Here is a 15,346-nt window from a genome sequence, read left to right as displayed (position 1 = left end):
TTGAACTTTACTTGCCTAACCCCATATACATCCAATAGATTTTAATATTAGTAAAATAAATACGAGATCCAGTATGACTAAAGAGCGAACAACTCGCGTCGAAATGCCTGTGCTAGCGTTACGTGATGTAGTGGTATACCCACATATGGTAATCCCCCTGTTTGTGGGCAGAGAAAAGTCTATTCGCTGCTTAGAAGCAGCCATGGAAAAAGATAAACAAATATTTTTAGTGGCCCAAAAAGATGCAGGAGTAGATGAGCCCTCTGCTGACGATATTTTTACAGTGGGTACCATAGCCACTATTTTACAGTTATTAAAACTACCAGACGGTACAGTGAAAGTATTAGTAGAAGGTAATCAAAGGGGTAAAATTGATACTTTTACTAGCACAGAAGACTTTTTTGTTGGCCAAGTGCAAAGTAGCCCTGATGACGAAATTGATGATACTGAGCAAGAAGTGTTGGTCAGATCTGCCATTTCGCAGTTTGAGGGCTATGTCAAACTGAATAAAAAAATTCCACCAGAAGTACTTACCTCTTTAAGTGGCATAGAAGACGCGGCGCGACTAGCCGACACTATGGCAGCGCACATGCCATTAAAGCTTTCTGAAAAGCAGAAAGTTTTAGAGATGCTCAGTGTAACTGAGCGCTTAGAATATTTAATGGCACTAATGGAAAGTGAAATCGATCTATTGCAGGTTGAACGCAAAATTCGCACCCGTGTTAAAAAACAAATGGAAAAAAGTCAGCGCGAATACTATTTGAATGAACAAATGAAGGCCATTCAAAAGGAATTAGGCGAATTAGACGAAACGCCAGATGAATTTGAAGCTCTAAAGCAAAAAATTACTGATGCAAAAATGCCAGAAGAAGCCAAAAAGAAGGCAACGGCAGAATTAAGTAAGTTAAAAATGATGTCGCCTATGTCGGCAGAAGCCACAGTAGTTCGCAGCTACATTGATTGGTTAACTAATGTACCTTGGGTCAAGCGTAGTGTCGTTAAAAAAGATTTAGCGCTAGCAGATAAAGTTTTAAATGCTGATCATTATGGTCTAGATAAAGTAAAAGAACGTATTATCGAATACCTAGCAGTACAACAAAGAGTCAGAAAGCTTAAAGGGCCGATTTTGTGCTTAGTGGGGCCACCTGGAGTGGGGAAAACCTCTCTTGGGCAATCCATAGCTAAAGCAACAGGTAGAAAATATGTACGTATGGCATTAGGTGGCGTGCGAGACGAAGCTGAAATACGTGGGCATCGTCGTACTTACATTGGCTCAATGCCTGGTAAAATGATCCAAAAAATGGCTAAAGTTGGGGTGAAAAACCCACTATTTTTATTAGACGAAATTGACAAAATGTCGTCTGATATGCGCGGTGACCCTTCTTCTGCCTTGCTTGAGGTGCTAGATCCAGAGCAAAACAGTAGTTTTAGTGATCATTATTTAGAAGTAGATTATGACCTATCTGATGTCATGTTTGTTGCCACATCAAACAGTATGGATATTCCTGGGCCTTTGTTAGATAGAATGGAAGTCATTCGTCTATCTGGCTATACCGAAGATGAAAAACTCAATATTGCCTTGCAACATCTAATTGAAAAACAAATCTCAAGAAATGGCCTTAAAGAAGGCGAGTTAGTGATAGACGAAAGTGCAATTATTGGCATTATTCGTTATTACACCCGTGAAGCTGGCGTGCGTAGTTTAGAGCGTGAGATTTCAAAAATTTGCCGCAAAGCAGTTAAAAATATTCTATTAGATAAAAAGATTAAGCAGGTAGTGGTCACCCAAGATAACTTAAAAGACTACCTTGGTGTGCAACGATTTGATTATGGAAAAGCCGATAAGGCCAATCAAATAGGTCAAGTAACTGGCTTGGCTTGGACCCAAGTGGGCGGCGATCTGTTAACCATAGAAACCACCTCGGTAGTAGGTAAGGGCAAAACCACCTTTACTGGCTCCTTAGGTGATGTCATGCAAGAGTCGATTCAAACGGCCATGACAGTGGTGAGAAGTCGAGCTGAAGCCTTACGAATAAATGATGATTTTCATGAAAAACGTGACATTCATGTGCATGTTCCAGAAGGCGCAACGCCTAAAGATGGACCTAGTGCTGGTATTGCTATGTGTACAGCTCTTATTTCAACTTTAACAGGCAATCCTGTACGTTGTGATGTAGCCATGACAGGTGAAATTACTCTAAGAGGAGAAGTGTTAGCTATAGGTGGTTTGAAAGAAAAACTGTTAGCTGCACATAGAGGTGGAATTAAAACTGTCATCATTCCAAAAGACAACGAACGTGATTTAGTTGAGATCCCAGACAACGTAAAACAAGATTTAAGTATCCATCCGGTGCAATGGATTGAAGAGGTGTTAAAGTTGGCTTTAGCCGAGTCGCCAGATAAATTTACCGTTAAAAAGGCAAAGTAGCTCAAAAAATGAGCTGCTTTGCGGTTTTTTTTCAATTTTTTTCCATTTAAGGGCTTCACTAAGCAAAAAGTTATGGTAGCCTTTATTGCAGATTCGCTTAGCGCCTTGTCACAAAAGGGATTGAGACGATTCAATAAAAGTTAATAAATTGTAAATATATAGCTTGAAGTTAATTTTTAGGCTTGATATAAACGTTCGGCTCTGCATTGTGCAGGCCAAAAGTATAATAACAAATGAAGGGGTTCATATTGTGAATAAGTCAGAACTTATTGATAACATCGCTGCAAGCGCAGACATTTCTAAAGCAGCAGCTGGTCGTGCACTAGATGCATTGACAAGTGCTGTTACTACAGCTCTTAAAGACGGAGACCAAGTTGCATTAGTTGGTTTCGGAACTTTCTCTGTTCGTGAGCGTGCTGCTCGCAGTGGTCGTAATCCTCAAACTGGTGAGACTATTCAAATTTCAGCTGCTAAAGTACCTTCGTTCAAAGCAGGTAAAGCGCTTAAAGACGCTTGTAACTAATTTTTAGTTTAGTTGTTTTAAAAAGGCGATGATTTATCATCGCCTTTTGTTTATCTGGCGATATAGAACAAGCATTATCGACCTATTAAACACTCACCTGTTGTAAACCTGTGCAATTCGGCAAGATATTTTATTATTCAAAGCGAACAACCGTTAATTATTGCACCTAGTTGGTATATAATCCCGCGCGCTTACGGCTAAGACTATTTAATTAATTAAAAACTTGGCTGATCAATAACAGCTCAATTGGAGTTTGGACACTAGTATGTTGGAAAGAATTAGAGAAGGATCACAGGGCCCATGGGCAATGGGGATCTTAGCATTAGTCATTTTAAGTTTTGTTTTTGCAGGAGTAGGTAGTTATATCAACTCATCTGCTTCTGGTGCTGCTGCCACAGTCAACGGTGAAGAAATCGGACTTGATGAATTAGAACGTGCTTATCAAAACGAAAGAGCTCGTATGGAGCAGCAATTTGGTGAAGCTTTTGCAACTTTGGCTAGCGATGCCGCGTATTTACAAAACTTTCGTCAAGGAGTGTTAGATCGTCTAATTAGTGAAAAGTTATTAGATCAAGCTGCCAAAGAAATTGGATTACGTGTAAGCGATGAGCAAATTAAAAAAGCAGTCGTGCAAATGCAAGAATTTCAGGTCGACGGCAAGTTTAACAATGATCGTTATTTAGCTATTTTGCGCCAAGCGGGTTTTCAAACGAATAACTTTAGAGATTACATGCGAATCGATATGGTTCGTCGTCAATTGTCTCAGTCGCTACTAGGTTCAGAATTTACCCTAAATAGTGAAGCCAGTGCCGCGCATCTTATGCAGCAGCAAACTCGTGACTTACGTTATATCAGTGTTCCTTCAAGTAAGTTTGTAGAGCAAGTTGAAGTCACTGACGAACAGATTGATGCTTATTATCAAGCAAATATCACTCAGTTTGATACAGAGCAAAAAGTCAGCTTAGCCTATGTAGAATTGCAATTAGATGATTTATTGCCTGCTATCGAAGTAACAGAGCAAGAAATATCTGATTATTATCAAAACAACCTAAACGACTATCGCACAGAAGAAGAGCGTCAAGCGGCACATATATTATTTGAAAGTGCAGAAGAAAGTGAAGAAGTTGAAAAGCAAGCCTTAGAAGTATTAGCCAAGGTACAAGCGGGTGAAGACTTTGCAGAATTAGCCAAAACCTATTCAACTGATACTTTCAGTGCAGAAAACGGTGGTGATTTAGGCTGGTTCACTCAAGGGATAATGGATCCTGCTTTTGAAGACGCAGCTTTTGCTTTAGCCCAGGTTGGCGACGTCAGTAAAGTGGTGAAAAGTGAATTTGGTTACCACGTTATTAAACTCACTGATATTAAACCTGAACAAATCACACCTTTTGAAGAAGTGAAACAAGAGCTTGAGTTAAAGGTTAAAACGAATAAAGCTGAAGAAGAGTTTTATGCGATTAGCCAAAGAATGGCTGAGGTGGCCTTTGAAGTACCTGATGACTTAAACGAAGTTGCAGGTATAGCCGGCAAGCCTGTGCAAACTACGCCATTGTTTGCTCGATTTAATGCGCCACAAGCTGTGTCTGCACCGCAAGTTTTAGCCAGCGCATTTAGTCTAGAATTGATTGAAGACAGGGTAAACAGTGATGTGATCGAATTAGCCCAGAATCATATTATGGTTATTCGAGTCGCTGAGTATGAACCTGAGCGCACCCAAAGTTTAGATGAAGTGAAGACCGACATTCAACAAGTCTTGTCAGCGCAAGCCGCTCAACAAGCTGCAAGAGACTGGGCACAAGAAGTAAAACTGGCTCTAGATGAACAACAGCCTGTGGCTGAAACTTTAGCTAGCTTAGGTCTTGAATGGCAAGAACAACAAAATCTAACGCGTAATGATGCCAGCTTAGCTCAGTCATTAGTAGAAACGACTTTCACCTTAGCTGATAGTGAATCGGCAGTGGTTGACTTAGCAAATGGTGATGTAGGTTTAGTCCAGTTACTGGCAGTTAATTCTGCACCAGAGGCTACAGACCAACAATTGCAGGCGCTTAAAAATCGATTGGCTTCAAGTAAGTCACAGATTTTATACGGTGCGGTAATTGAGTCGTTAAAAGCTCAGGCCGATATCGAAATTTTCTAAATTGAGATTCGAATAACTAAAAAAGAGCGATATTCGCTCTTTTTTAGTTTTTGCCATTGCTAAAGGAGAAAGGAGTTACCGAGTTAACCAAAGTAAACTCAGATAAAAAGCGGCAATAACTGCAGATAACACAAAAATGTAAATGAAGCCTTGCTTACCATCGCCTAAGCTAAATCCTTTAGATTTTAGATATCCAACCCACAAAACACTCAGTAATAGTGGAATTAACACCAAAAATTTAATCAAGCGCACCTCTGTTATGCAATATTTTACCCTTGATTCTAAGGTCAATGGAATAATATGCAATCTATACTAGGTATTTGCTCGCTAATTGCATATAATCCGCGCGAAATTTTTATCTATCCCTAACAGGATTAATTGTCACTAATACTGGAGTAAAGAAAATGGCTTTAGAGCGCACTTTTTCTATTATCAAGCCTGATGCTGTTGCTAAAAACGTCATTGGCGCAATCTATAACCGTTTTGAGACTGCTGGTCTTAAAATTGTTGCATCTAAAATGTTGCACCTTAGCAAAGAGCAAGCTGAAGGATTTTATGCTGAGCACAGCGAACGTCCTTTCTTTGGCGCGTTAGTATCTTTCATGACATCTGGTCCTGTTATGGTTCAAGTTTTAGAAGGCGAAAATGCTGTTCTTAAAAATCGTGAAATCATGGGCGCAACTAACCCAGCTGAAGCTTTAGCCGGTACTCTACGTGCTGACTATGCTGAATCAATTGACGAAAATGCTTGTCACGGTTCAGATGCACCAGAATCTGCGGCACGTGAAATTGCTTATTTCTTTAGCGATGAAGAAATCTGCCCACGTACTCGCTAATATTTGCGTGTGATATAAAAAGGGAGCTTAGGCTCCCTTTTGTGTTACTGGTATAAAATTTAATACTGTAAAACCTAATTGTTAGGGTAAAATTAACTTAGTGTAACTGTGTGTAGAGGTGTAATGTGAGTGTTGAAATGGTGACAAACCAAGCTAAGAAAACCAATCTTCTGGATTTTAATCGAGCCGGTTTACGCGCCTTTTTTGATGCCATGGGAGAAAAACCTTTTCGCGCTGATCAAGTGATGAAGTGGATCTATCAGCAAGGCGTGTCTGACTTTGATCTAATGACCAACCTAAATAAAGGTTTACGTCAAAAATTACAGGCTCAATGCGAAGTTAAAGCTCCCGAAATTGCTTATCAACAAAATGCCTCAGACGGTACCATCAAATTTGCCCTTAAACTGGAAGGTGGACAAGAAGTAGAAACCGTCTGGATCCCAGATGGCGATCGCGCGACTTTGTGTGTTTCTTCGCAAGTGGGCTGTGCCCTAGAGTGCACATTTTGTTCTACAGCCCAGCAAGGTTTTAACCGAAATCTAAAAGTCTCAGAAATTATCGGCCAAGTGTGGCGCGTGGCTACAACTATTGGGCTAAATAATGATTCAGCTAAAAGGCCTATTACCAATGTCGTTATGATGGGCATGGGTGAACCGCTGCTTAATGTTAAAAATGTAGTGCCCGCAATGGAGCTGATGATGGATGATCTAGCCTTTGGCTTATCTAAACGTCGAGTGACTTTAAGTACCTCTGGGGTAGTGCCAGCCCTAGATATGTTAGGTGATCAAATAGACGTAGCTTTAGCCATTTCATTACATGCGCCAGACGATAAATTACGCGATGAAATTGTGCCAGTTAATAAAAAATACCCAATAGAGGTCTTTTTAGCTAGCGTTAGACGCTATTTGGCCAAATCTAATGCTAATCAAGGTAAAGTCACAGTAGAGTATGTGATGTTAAACGGCATTAACGACAGCACAGATCAGGCACATCAATTAGCCAAAGTACTAGCCAATACCCCATGCAAAATCAACCTTATTCCTTTTAATCCATATCCAGGCTCGCCTTACACTTGTTCAAGCAATTCTAGAATTGATCGTTTTGCTAAAGTATTAATGGAATACGGCATTATAGTAGTGGTTCGACGTACTCGTGGTGACGATATAGATGCCGCTTGTGGCCAGTTAGTTGGGGATGTAGTGGATAGAACAAAAAGAATGTTGAAAAAACAGCTGAAGGGCGAGAGTATTTCAGTCAAGATAGCAGAATAATAGTTAACACGCGTAATAACCAATAGGCCTGAATGAAGCTCATGATAAAACTAAGTTGTAGTATTTTAGTGTTGCTACTTGTTATAAGTGGCTGTACTAGTAACACCAACCAAAGTATTGACCAATTAAAGGCATCTAAAAATCGCGTTGACTTAGGTTTAACCTATCTTAAAAATGGCAATTTTAGCCAAGCTAAATTTAACTTAGACAAAGCGTTAGAATTTGCCCCTAGATCAGCCGATGCGAATTCAGCTATGGCTTATTATTACCAAACAGTAGGTGAATTAGAACAAGCTGAAAAAGCTTACCAATATGCCATGGACTTAGCGCCAAATAACGCCGTTATTGCCAATAGCTATGGGGCATTTTTATGTCTTAACGGAAACTACAACAAAGCCAAAGAGTACTTTCTTAAAGCGGTGAATACCCGCAGTTATACTAATACCGCTGAAACCTATGAAAGACTAGCTATGTGCAGTCATAGCCAAGGATTAATCTCAGAAACCGAGCAATATTTGCGCAGTGCGGTTAATCACCAGCCCGGCCGAGCCAGTAGTTTGTTTTTACTTGCTGAAATTTTAGTTGAATCTCAGCAATATGAAGCAGCCCAAGGCATATTAAGACGTTATGAAAGAGTTGCACAAATTAGCCCGCAAAGCTTAATTTTGTCGATTGAGATCGCCAAAGGATTAGGTGATAACATGACGGCCAAAGGTTATAGAGACATGTTGATTAGCGTTTTCCCAAACGCGACTCAGACTCAAGCCTTGTTAGCAGAAGAACAAAAAGTCTTGGCTAATATTGGTCAAACTAACTCCGCACCCACTAAAGTGGCAAAACCTGTTATTGAACCAATAAGCTCAACCCAAGCTCAAACAGAAAACCTAGATAAAGAAATAGAGACAAAGAGCTCACAGTCAGAGCAAACCCCAGCTCGATTCCATGTCGTGCAAAAAGGTGATAATTTGTATCGAATTTCACTGCAATACAATATAAAAATGCAACGCCTTATAGAATGGAATGCACTTAAAAGTGCATCAGCAATTTATCAAGGCATGAAATTATCTTTAGTACCCCCTAAAGCGGTAGAGTAATAGAACTATATGTACGAAGAAGACGAACAACAACAAGAATTACTGCCAGGACCGGGGCAGATCCTTAGGCGTGCCAGAGAAAAAGCAAACCTTAGCAGCCAAGATATCGCAGACAAAATTAAACTTAAAAAGTCATTAATTGAAGATCTAGAAATAGACAATTACGACATTAATATTTCGTTAACTTTTATTAAGGGCTATATCAAGCTTTACGCTAAATATGTTGATGTGCCTGAATCTGAGGTAATGGTAGCCTTTGATAATTTAAATACTCAGAAAAAAGAGCCGGCCAAGTTACAAAGCTTTTCACGGCGTATAGCCAATCAGGCTAACGACGATAAATTAATGTTAGTTACTTACCTAATTATCGCCGTGGTTATTGCCTTAGTAGTAATCTGGTGGTGGCAGCAAAGTGATGTTGATGACACTAGCAGTGCAGAGAGTAAGCAGTATCAACCTGAAACAGAACTAGTAGTTGAACAAACGCCAGTTGTGGTTGAGGCGCCGGCAGAACTAGCAATTGAAGAGCTATCTGAAGATTCAACAGAGTTACCCAAGTTTAATCAACAGGATCAGCAAGCTAATCCACAGCAAGATGTTGACGAGCTACCAACACCTAGCTCAGAACAAGCTGTACCGGAAGTCAATACTCAGGCAGGCGCGAATGTTGATACAAACATGCCTCCGGCTAATAGCTTGAGCGAATTGGCTGAGCCTATTGAGTTGGTGTTTGAATTTTCCGATGATTGCTGGATGAGTCTTACTGATGCAACAGGCGAAGATATTGCCTATGGAGTTAAAAAGAAAGGGCGAGTCATGTCTGTGACTGGAATTCCTCCTTTTACTGTAACTTTAGGTGCGCCCGAAGTCGTACAAATCCAATTTGCTGGCGAGCCATTAGATATGAGTTTTATTTCGCCAGGTCGCATAGCTAAATTTACCTTGCCACTATCAGAATAATCATTTAACAAATAGAGTTAAAAAACCATTATGTTTGCACAAAACCCTATAAACAGACGTCCGTCAAAACGCATATATGTAGGTCAGGTTCCTATTGGTGATGGTGCTCCCATTGCTGTGCAATCTATGACCAATACCTTAACTACAGATGTGCAAGCGACAGTGCAGCAAATTAATCGTATTCAAGCCGTGGGCGGTGAAATAGTACGTGTCTCTGTCCCTACTATGGACGCTGCTGAAGCCTTTAAGTTGATCAAGCAGCAAGTCTCTGTACCTCTAATTGCCGACATTCATTTTGATTATAGAATTGCCCTTAAAGTGGCAGAGTATGGGGTAGATTGCCTTAGGATTAACCCTGGCAATATAGGCAGCATGGAAAGGGTACGCTCGGTGGTCGATTGTGCTAAAGATAAGGGGATCCCTATTCGTATTGGCGTGAACGGTGGTTCGTTAGAAAAAGATCTGCAAGAAAAATACGGCGAGCCCACTCCTGCAGCTTTAGTAGAGTCTGCCATGCGACATGTGGATATTTTAGATAAATTAAACTTTGATCAATTTAAAGTTAGCGTGAAAGCCTCTGATGTATTTTTAGCGGTAGGCGCATACCGTGAATTAGCTAAACAAATTGAGCAGCCTTTGCACTTAGGGATCACCGAAGCGGGTGGTATTAGAGCGGGTGCAGTGAAAAGTTCAGTAGGTTTAGGCATGTTATTAGCTGAGGGGATTGGCGATACCATTCGTATTTCTTTGGCCGCCGATCCTGTTGAAGAAATTAAAGTGGGCTTTGACATTTTAAAGTCACTACGTATCCGTTCAAGAGGGATCAACTTTATTGCTTGCCCGAGTTGTTCACGTCAGGAGTTTGATGTGATTAACACTGTCAATGCGTTAGAGCAGCGCCTAGAGGACTTACTTACACCTATGGATGTGTCTATTATTGGGTGTGTGGTAAATGGCCCAGGTGAAGCTGAAGTGTCAGATTTAGGTCTAACCGGTGCACGTAACATGAGTGGGTTTTATTTAGATGGCAAACGTCAAAAAGAACGATTAGCCAATGACGATTTAGTTGACCAATTAGAAAAACGCATTCGTGCAAAAGCTAGTCAAATAGATAAAAACCACAAGATTGCGATAAAACAACTGGATTAACTAGCCAGTTGGTTTTTTTCTAACATTTTCTGGCTTTTTCAAGCCTCAACATTTTACCTTGTTAGTTAAAGCCCCTATAATGCGGGGCTTTTTTAATTATTGCTAAAGAGATGATTGTCTGTGTCAAAACAAATTCAAGCGATTAGGGGAATGAACGACTGCTTACCTACTGAGTCAGGGGTGTGGCAGTTTGTTGAGTCTACTATTAGGCAAGTGGTAGCCAGTTATGGTTATCAAGAGATCCGCACACCTATAGTCGAAAGCACAGATTTGTTTAAACGTTCAATCGGTGAAGTGACAGACATAGTCGAAAAAGAAATGTACACCTTTGCCGATAGAAACCAAGATAGTTTAACTTTGCGTCCAGAAGGCACCGCCAGTGTGGTACGTGCCGGTAACGAACACGGACTTTTATATAACCAGCAACAACGTTTGTGGTATATGGGGCCTATGTTTCGTCACGAACGCCCGCAAAAAGGTCGATACCGTCAGTTTCATCAGTTTGGGGTTGAAGCCTTTGGTTTAGCCGGACCAGATATAGATGCTGAAGTTATTTTGTTAAGTGCCAGATTATGGAAAAAATTTGGTATCAGTAAAAACGTTCGACTCGAGATTAACTCGTTAGGCTCAGCCGAAGCACGTGCGGCCTATAAAGAACAATTGGTCGCCTTTTTACTCAAGTGTAAAGACCAATTAGATGAAGACAGTCTACGCCGCCTCGAAAGCAACCCTTTACGTATACTCGACAGTAAAAATCCACAAGTTCAAGCCGCGGTAAAAAATGCACCTAGACTAATAGATTGCCTAGATGAAGAATCGGCAAAACATTTTCAAGGCTTGTGTGAACGATTAGACAAGATGGGTATCGAATACCGAGTTAACTCAGCTTTAGTGCGCGGATTAGATTATTATAATCGTACAGTATTTGAGTGGGTAACAGATGACTTAGGCGCGCAAGGCACAGTTTGCGCTGGTGGTCGATACGACGGTTTAGTTGAACAGTTAGGTGGAAAAGAAACCCAAGGCGTAGGTTTTGCCATGGGCTTAGAGCGCTTAATTTTAATGTTACAGACCTTAGGGCTTGACCAAAATATTGCATCGCCTGTAGATGTTTATGTCACCGCTATGGACGAAACAGTTGAACAATATGCCCGCAATGTTGGTGAGAGCTTGCGAGATGCCGCTCCTCAACTTAGAGTAATGAATCACTGTGCTGGTGGAAATTTTAAAAAACAAATGAAACGTGCTGATCAAAGTGGAGCCGCTATTGCGCTTATTATTGGTCAAGATGAAATGGCATCACAGCAGGTTGCAGTAAAGTATTTACGTGATCAAAAACCACAAAAAAAACTAGCGTTAAGTGAATTGAGTGGATTTATGCTTGCTCACTTTAAGCACCAATAATAAATAATTTAACATCACCAAAGCCGCTTGAATGATGGCTATGTAGTAAGAGGAATGGATAATGGAACAATACGAAACCGAAGAACAACAAGTTGAAGCCATTAAACGCTTTTGGAAAGAAAATGGCACGGCATTAATTGTTGGCGCGGTATTAGGTTTAGGTGGTTTATGGGGCTGGCGTTATTATAACGACGCGCAAATCTCTGCCAAAGAACAAGCCTCAGTAGCTTACGAAAAAGCAGCAGAAAACTTGCTAAAAGATGAAGAAGGTTTTAGCCATGCCAAAACCTTTTTACAAGCGCATAACGACACAGGCTATGCCTTATTAATGGCATTAGAGTTAGCTCAACAAGCCATTGAACGCTCTGACTTAACTGAAGCTGCAAAGCAATTAGCCTTAGTGGCTGATCAAGCCAAGCTAACAGCAGTGCAATCTGTTGCACGTTTACGCCTTGCACGAGTTCAAATTGAACAAGGCGAATTAGACGCTGCTTTAGCTACCATAGAACAGATTACCGATCCGGCTTTTGCTGCACAAAGCCAAGAAATTAAAGGTGATGTGTATGTGGCACAGCAATTATTTGATAAAGCCAGAGCCGCCTATAGTGCTGCGTTAGAAGAAAACACCCGTGACCAAGTATTAAAAATGAAGCTAGACAATTTAGCCACAGCGGCAAATAGCTAAGGTGGTTATTGTGAAGCAATCCTTTGGAGCGTTGATTTTAGTAGGTTCGCTGATGTTGTCTGGTTGCACCACAATGAGCAACTGGTTTTATGATGATGATGAATTAGAAATTCGTCGCCTAAAGCCTATTCAAATGCAATTTACCCCAGTGAAACTATGGGAAAAAGATTTAGGTAATGGCATTGGCAAGTATTATTCAAAGCTAAGTCCTGCGGTTGCCTATAACAAAGTCTTTGCTGCGAATCGCCAAGGGTTAGTGGCGGCTTATGAACAAAAAACCGGTAAAAAAGTTTGGTCAAAAGACTTAGCAACTTTTGGTGAAAAAGGCTTAGGTTTTAGGTTAACTAATTTATGGTCTTCAGGCCTATCGGCAAAAATAGCCGGTGGATTAAGTGTCGCTTATGAAACGGTATTTTTTGGTACAGAAAACGGTGATGTATTTGCATTAGATGCCAACACAGGCGAGCAAAAATGGAAAACCTCTGTTAAAGGAGAAGTACTTGCAGCGCCAGCCATAGATGCAGGAATCGTGTTAGTTAACACAGGTTCAGGTTTTATCTTTGCACTAGATGCCAGTTCAGGTGAAGAGCTTTGGTCGGCTGAATCTGATGTACCGCCTCTATCATTACGTGGGGTATCAGCGCCAGCGGCAGTTAATGGTGGCGCTATTTTTGGCACCGCTACAGGTAGATTAGTAGTGAATATTCTAGAAACCGGCCAAACCGCCTGGGAGCAAGTGATTTCGGCTGCTACTGGGGTGACTGAACTAGAACGTATAGTTGATATTGATAGTGAGCCTTTAGTGGCAGGTGGAACTATATTTGTGATTTCCTATGATGGAACCTTAGCTTCGGTGGAGCTTAGAACTGGTCGAATTATCTGGAAACGAGAATATAAGTCTTACAGTCGCTTATCCATGTCAGGTAACACCTTATTTGTAGTAGACGTGAATAGCAATTTGTATGCACTGGATAGCCGTAATGGTGTGGAGTTGTGGAGTCAAGGAGCGTTAAAACAGCGTCTGTTGACTGGTGTGTCTGTTGTAGGAAATTACCTAGTAGCCGGTGATAAATATGGCTACCTCCATTGGTTTGACCAAGCCGATGGTAAAATTGTTTCGCGTATGGAAGTGGGGGGCGATGATGAAGACGAAGGGATTTATTATTCACCAGTGGTAGACGGACATACCCTTTATACCCAAACCAGAGATGGAAAGTTAGTGGCGATTGAAACGCCAAAATAGTGATTTAGAGTGCGCTATACTGATGGCGCACCAAATAATAATAAACGGCTTGGAATGATCCCAAGCCGTTTTTGTCTACAGGATATGTGTTTATGTTACCCGTTGTTGCCTTAGTTGGACGCCCAAATGTTGGAAAGTCTACGTTATTTAATCGCCTAACGCGCACCAGAGATGCGCTGGTGGCTGATTTTCCTGGTTTAACACGGGACAGAAAATACGGCCAAGCAAAATATGAAGGCCTACAGTTTATTGTTGTGGATACTGGCGGTATTAGTGGCGACGAGCAGGGCATTGATATGGCCATGGCAGAGCAATCTTTACTGGCCATAGTAGAAGCCGACATTGTCTTATTTTTGGTCGATGCACGCACTGGTATGACAGCTGCCGATCAAGGTATTGCAGAACATCTACGCAAACAAGACAAGCCTGTTTATGTGGTAGCTAACAAAGTTGACGGAATTGATGGTGATAGCCAAAGTGCCGATTTTTTTGCATTAGGTTTAGGTGATGTGAATCAAATTGCTGCAGCTCATGGCCGAGGTGTGACCCAGTTATTACAGCACTCGCTGACACCTATTGCTGATCGTTTTCCTGATATGCACATCCCAGAAGAAAGTGAAGAAGAACTGCAAGAAGAAGATGCCGAAGAGCAACTGGCTCGATTGCAAGCGCTTCCTATTAAGTTAGCCATAGTAGGTAAACCCAATGTAGGTAAGTCTACCTTAACCAATCGTATTTTAGGTGAAGAGCGAGTGGTGGTTTATGACCAACCTGGCACGACCAGAGACAGTATTTTTATACCCATGGAGCGTGATGATCGAGAGTACGTGCTAATTGATACTGCTGGGGTAAGAAAGCGTAAGAATATTTCTGAAGCAATCGAAAAGTTTTCTATTGTTAAAACCTTACAGGCCATAGAAGAATCAAATGTGGTGTTGTTTGTAGTGGATGCCCAAGAAGGGATAACCGACCAAGATCTCAGTTTATTGGGATTTATTTTAAATGCAGGTCGCTCTTTAGTGGTAGCGGTAAACAAATGGGACGGCCTAAATAAAGACATAAAAGACGAAGTTAAACGCGAGTTAGATAGACGCTTAGGCTTTATTGACTTTGCTAGGCTACATTTCATTTCTGCGTTGCACGGTACTGGGGTAGGGCATTTGTTTGAATCGGTGCAAGAAGCTTACGCATCAGCCACTAAAAGGGTAAATACCTCAATGCTTACACGCATTATGGATATGGCCCAAGAAGATCATCAGCCGCCTTTAGTTCGTGGCCGAAGAGTGAAAATGAAATATGCTCACGCTGGCGGTTACAACCCTCCACTTATTGTTATTCACGGAAACCAGTTAAAAGACCTACCTGACTCTTATAAACGTTATCTAATGAATTATTTTAGAAAGTCATTAAAGGTAATGGGTACACCCATAAAAATAGAATTTAGGGAAAGTCACAATCCCTATGAAACAGATCATAGTAGTTTAAATGACTCACAACGCAGAAAGCGCCGTCAGTTGATGCGCATGCATAAGCACGTCAAAAAGTAATGAAGTATTGTTTGGCCTAAAGTGTGTTTAAAAATTGCGACTAGCTTAAAGCCAGTCTAATTTCAG

Annotated in this window: 12 protein-coding genes; all 12 read left to right on the top strand. The window is 41.0% G+C overall.

Annotation, left to right across the window (positions count from 1 at the left end; genetic code table 11):
* The first annotated feature begins 73 nt into the window (after positions 1–73).
* Entirely contained in the window at positions 74–2,428 is a 2,355-nt protein-coding gene (lon, locus tag ACVCDT_RS15005; protein ID WP_447133606.1) for an endopeptidase La, read from the top strand.
* Between the two features lie 250 nt (positions 2,429–2,678).
* A complete protein-coding gene (hupB, locus tag ACVCDT_RS15000; protein ID WP_447133605.1) occupies positions 2,679–2,951 on the top strand; it encodes a nucleoid-associated protein HU-beta in 273 nt (90 codons plus the stop codon).
* Between the two features lie 265 nt (positions 2,952–3,216).
* Positions 3,217–5,091 carry a SurA N-terminal domain-containing protein gene (locus ACVCDT_RS14995; protein ID WP_447133604.1) on the top strand — a complete coding sequence of 625 codons (1,875 nt, stop codon included), beginning with the start codon at positions 3,217–3,219 and terminating at the stop codon, positions 5,089–5,091.
* Between the two features lie 404 nt (positions 5,092–5,495).
* Complete coding sequence (gene ndk, locus ACVCDT_RS14990; RefSeq protein ID WP_447133603.1) at positions 5,496–5,927, top strand: nucleoside-diphosphate kinase; 432 nt, start codon at positions 5,496–5,498, stop codon at positions 5,925–5,927.
* A 137-nt stretch (positions 5,928–6,064) separates the two neighbouring features.
* Positions 6,065–7,198 carry a dual-specificity RNA methyltransferase RlmN gene (rlmN, locus tag ACVCDT_RS14985; protein WP_447133636.1) on the top strand — a complete coding sequence of 378 codons (1,134 nt, stop codon included), beginning with the start codon at positions 6,065–6,067 and terminating at the stop codon, positions 7,196–7,198.
* Between the two features lie 32 nt (positions 7,199–7,230).
* Positions 7,231–8,292 (top strand): type IV pilus biogenesis/stability protein PilW, encoded by a 1,062-nt coding sequence (gene pilW / locus ACVCDT_RS14980; protein WP_447133602.1) that lies wholly within the window; start codon positions 7,231–7,233, stop codon positions 8,290–8,292.
* Positions 8,293–8,301: 9 nt separating this feature from the next.
* Entirely contained in the window at positions 8,302–9,252 is a 951-nt protein-coding gene (locus tag ACVCDT_RS14975; protein WP_447133601.1) for a RodZ domain-containing protein, read from the top strand.
* 30 nt (positions 9,253–9,282) lie between these two features.
* Complete coding sequence (gene ispG / locus ACVCDT_RS14970) at positions 9,283–10,401, top strand: flavodoxin-dependent (E)-4-hydroxy-3-methylbut-2-enyl-diphosphate synthase (RefSeq protein WP_447133600.1); 1,119 nt, start codon at positions 9,283–9,285, stop codon at positions 10,399–10,401.
* Between the two features lie 120 nt (positions 10,402–10,521).
* On the top strand, positions 10,522–11,805 hold the full coding sequence (hisS, locus tag ACVCDT_RS14965; RefSeq protein ID WP_447133599.1) for a histidine--tRNA ligase: 1,284 nt from the start codon (positions 10,522–10,524) through the stop codon (positions 11,803–11,805).
* Positions 11,806–11,866: 61 nt separating this feature from the next.
* Positions 11,867–12,490, top strand: a complete 624-nt coding sequence (locus ACVCDT_RS14960; protein WP_447133598.1) for a YfgM family protein — start codon at positions 11,867–11,869, stop codon at positions 12,488–12,490.
* 10 nt (positions 12,491–12,500) lie between these two features.
* Positions 12,501–13,733 carry an outer membrane protein assembly factor BamB gene (gene bamB, locus ACVCDT_RS14955; protein WP_447133597.1) on the top strand — a complete coding sequence of 411 codons (1,233 nt, stop codon included), beginning with the start codon at positions 12,501–12,503 and terminating at the stop codon, positions 13,731–13,733.
* A gap of 92 nt (positions 13,734–13,825) precedes the next feature.
* Positions 13,826–15,280 (top strand): ribosome biogenesis GTPase Der, encoded by a 1,455-nt coding sequence (gene der, locus ACVCDT_RS14950; RefSeq protein WP_447133596.1) that lies wholly within the window; start codon positions 13,826–13,828, stop codon positions 15,278–15,280.
* Positions 15,281–15,346: the final 66 nt, after the last annotated feature.

Source organism: Paraglaciecola aestuariivivens (assembly GCF_052983255.1).
Note: the sequence above shows the minus strand (reverse complement) of the source record. Positions and strands in the feature narration are given on the sequence as shown.

Coding starts and splice junctions, on each gene's coding strand:
- pilW (WP_447133602.1), top strand. CDS start 7,231: ATGAAGCTCATGATAAAACTAAGTTGTAGTATTTTAGTGTTGCTACTT.
- rlmN (WP_447133636.1), top strand. CDS start 6,065: ATGGTGACAAACCAAGCTAAGAAAACCAATCTTCTGGATTTTAATCGA.
- ndk (WP_447133603.1), top strand. CDS start 5,496: ATGGCTTTAGAGCGCACTTTTTCTATTATCAAGCCTGATGCTGTTGCT.
- ACVCDT_RS14975 (WP_447133601.1), top strand. CDS start 8,302: ATGTACGAAGAAGACGAACAACAACAAGAATTACTGCCAGGACCGGGG.
- ACVCDT_RS14960 (WP_447133598.1), top strand. CDS start 11,867: ATGGAACAATACGAAACCGAAGAACAACAAGTTGAAGCCATTAAACGC.
- ACVCDT_RS14995 (WP_447133604.1), top strand. CDS start 3,217: ATGTTGGAAAGAATTAGAGAAGGATCACAGGGCCCATGGGCAATGGGG.
- der (WP_447133596.1), top strand. CDS start 13,826: ATGTTACCCGTTGTTGCCTTAGTTGGACGCCCAAATGTTGGAAAGTCT.
- ispG (WP_447133600.1), top strand. CDS start 9,283: ATGTTTGCACAAAACCCTATAAACAGACGTCCGTCAAAACGCATATAT.
- lon (WP_447133606.1), top strand. CDS start 74: ATGACTAAAGAGCGAACAACTCGCGTCGAAATGCCTGTGCTAGCGTTA.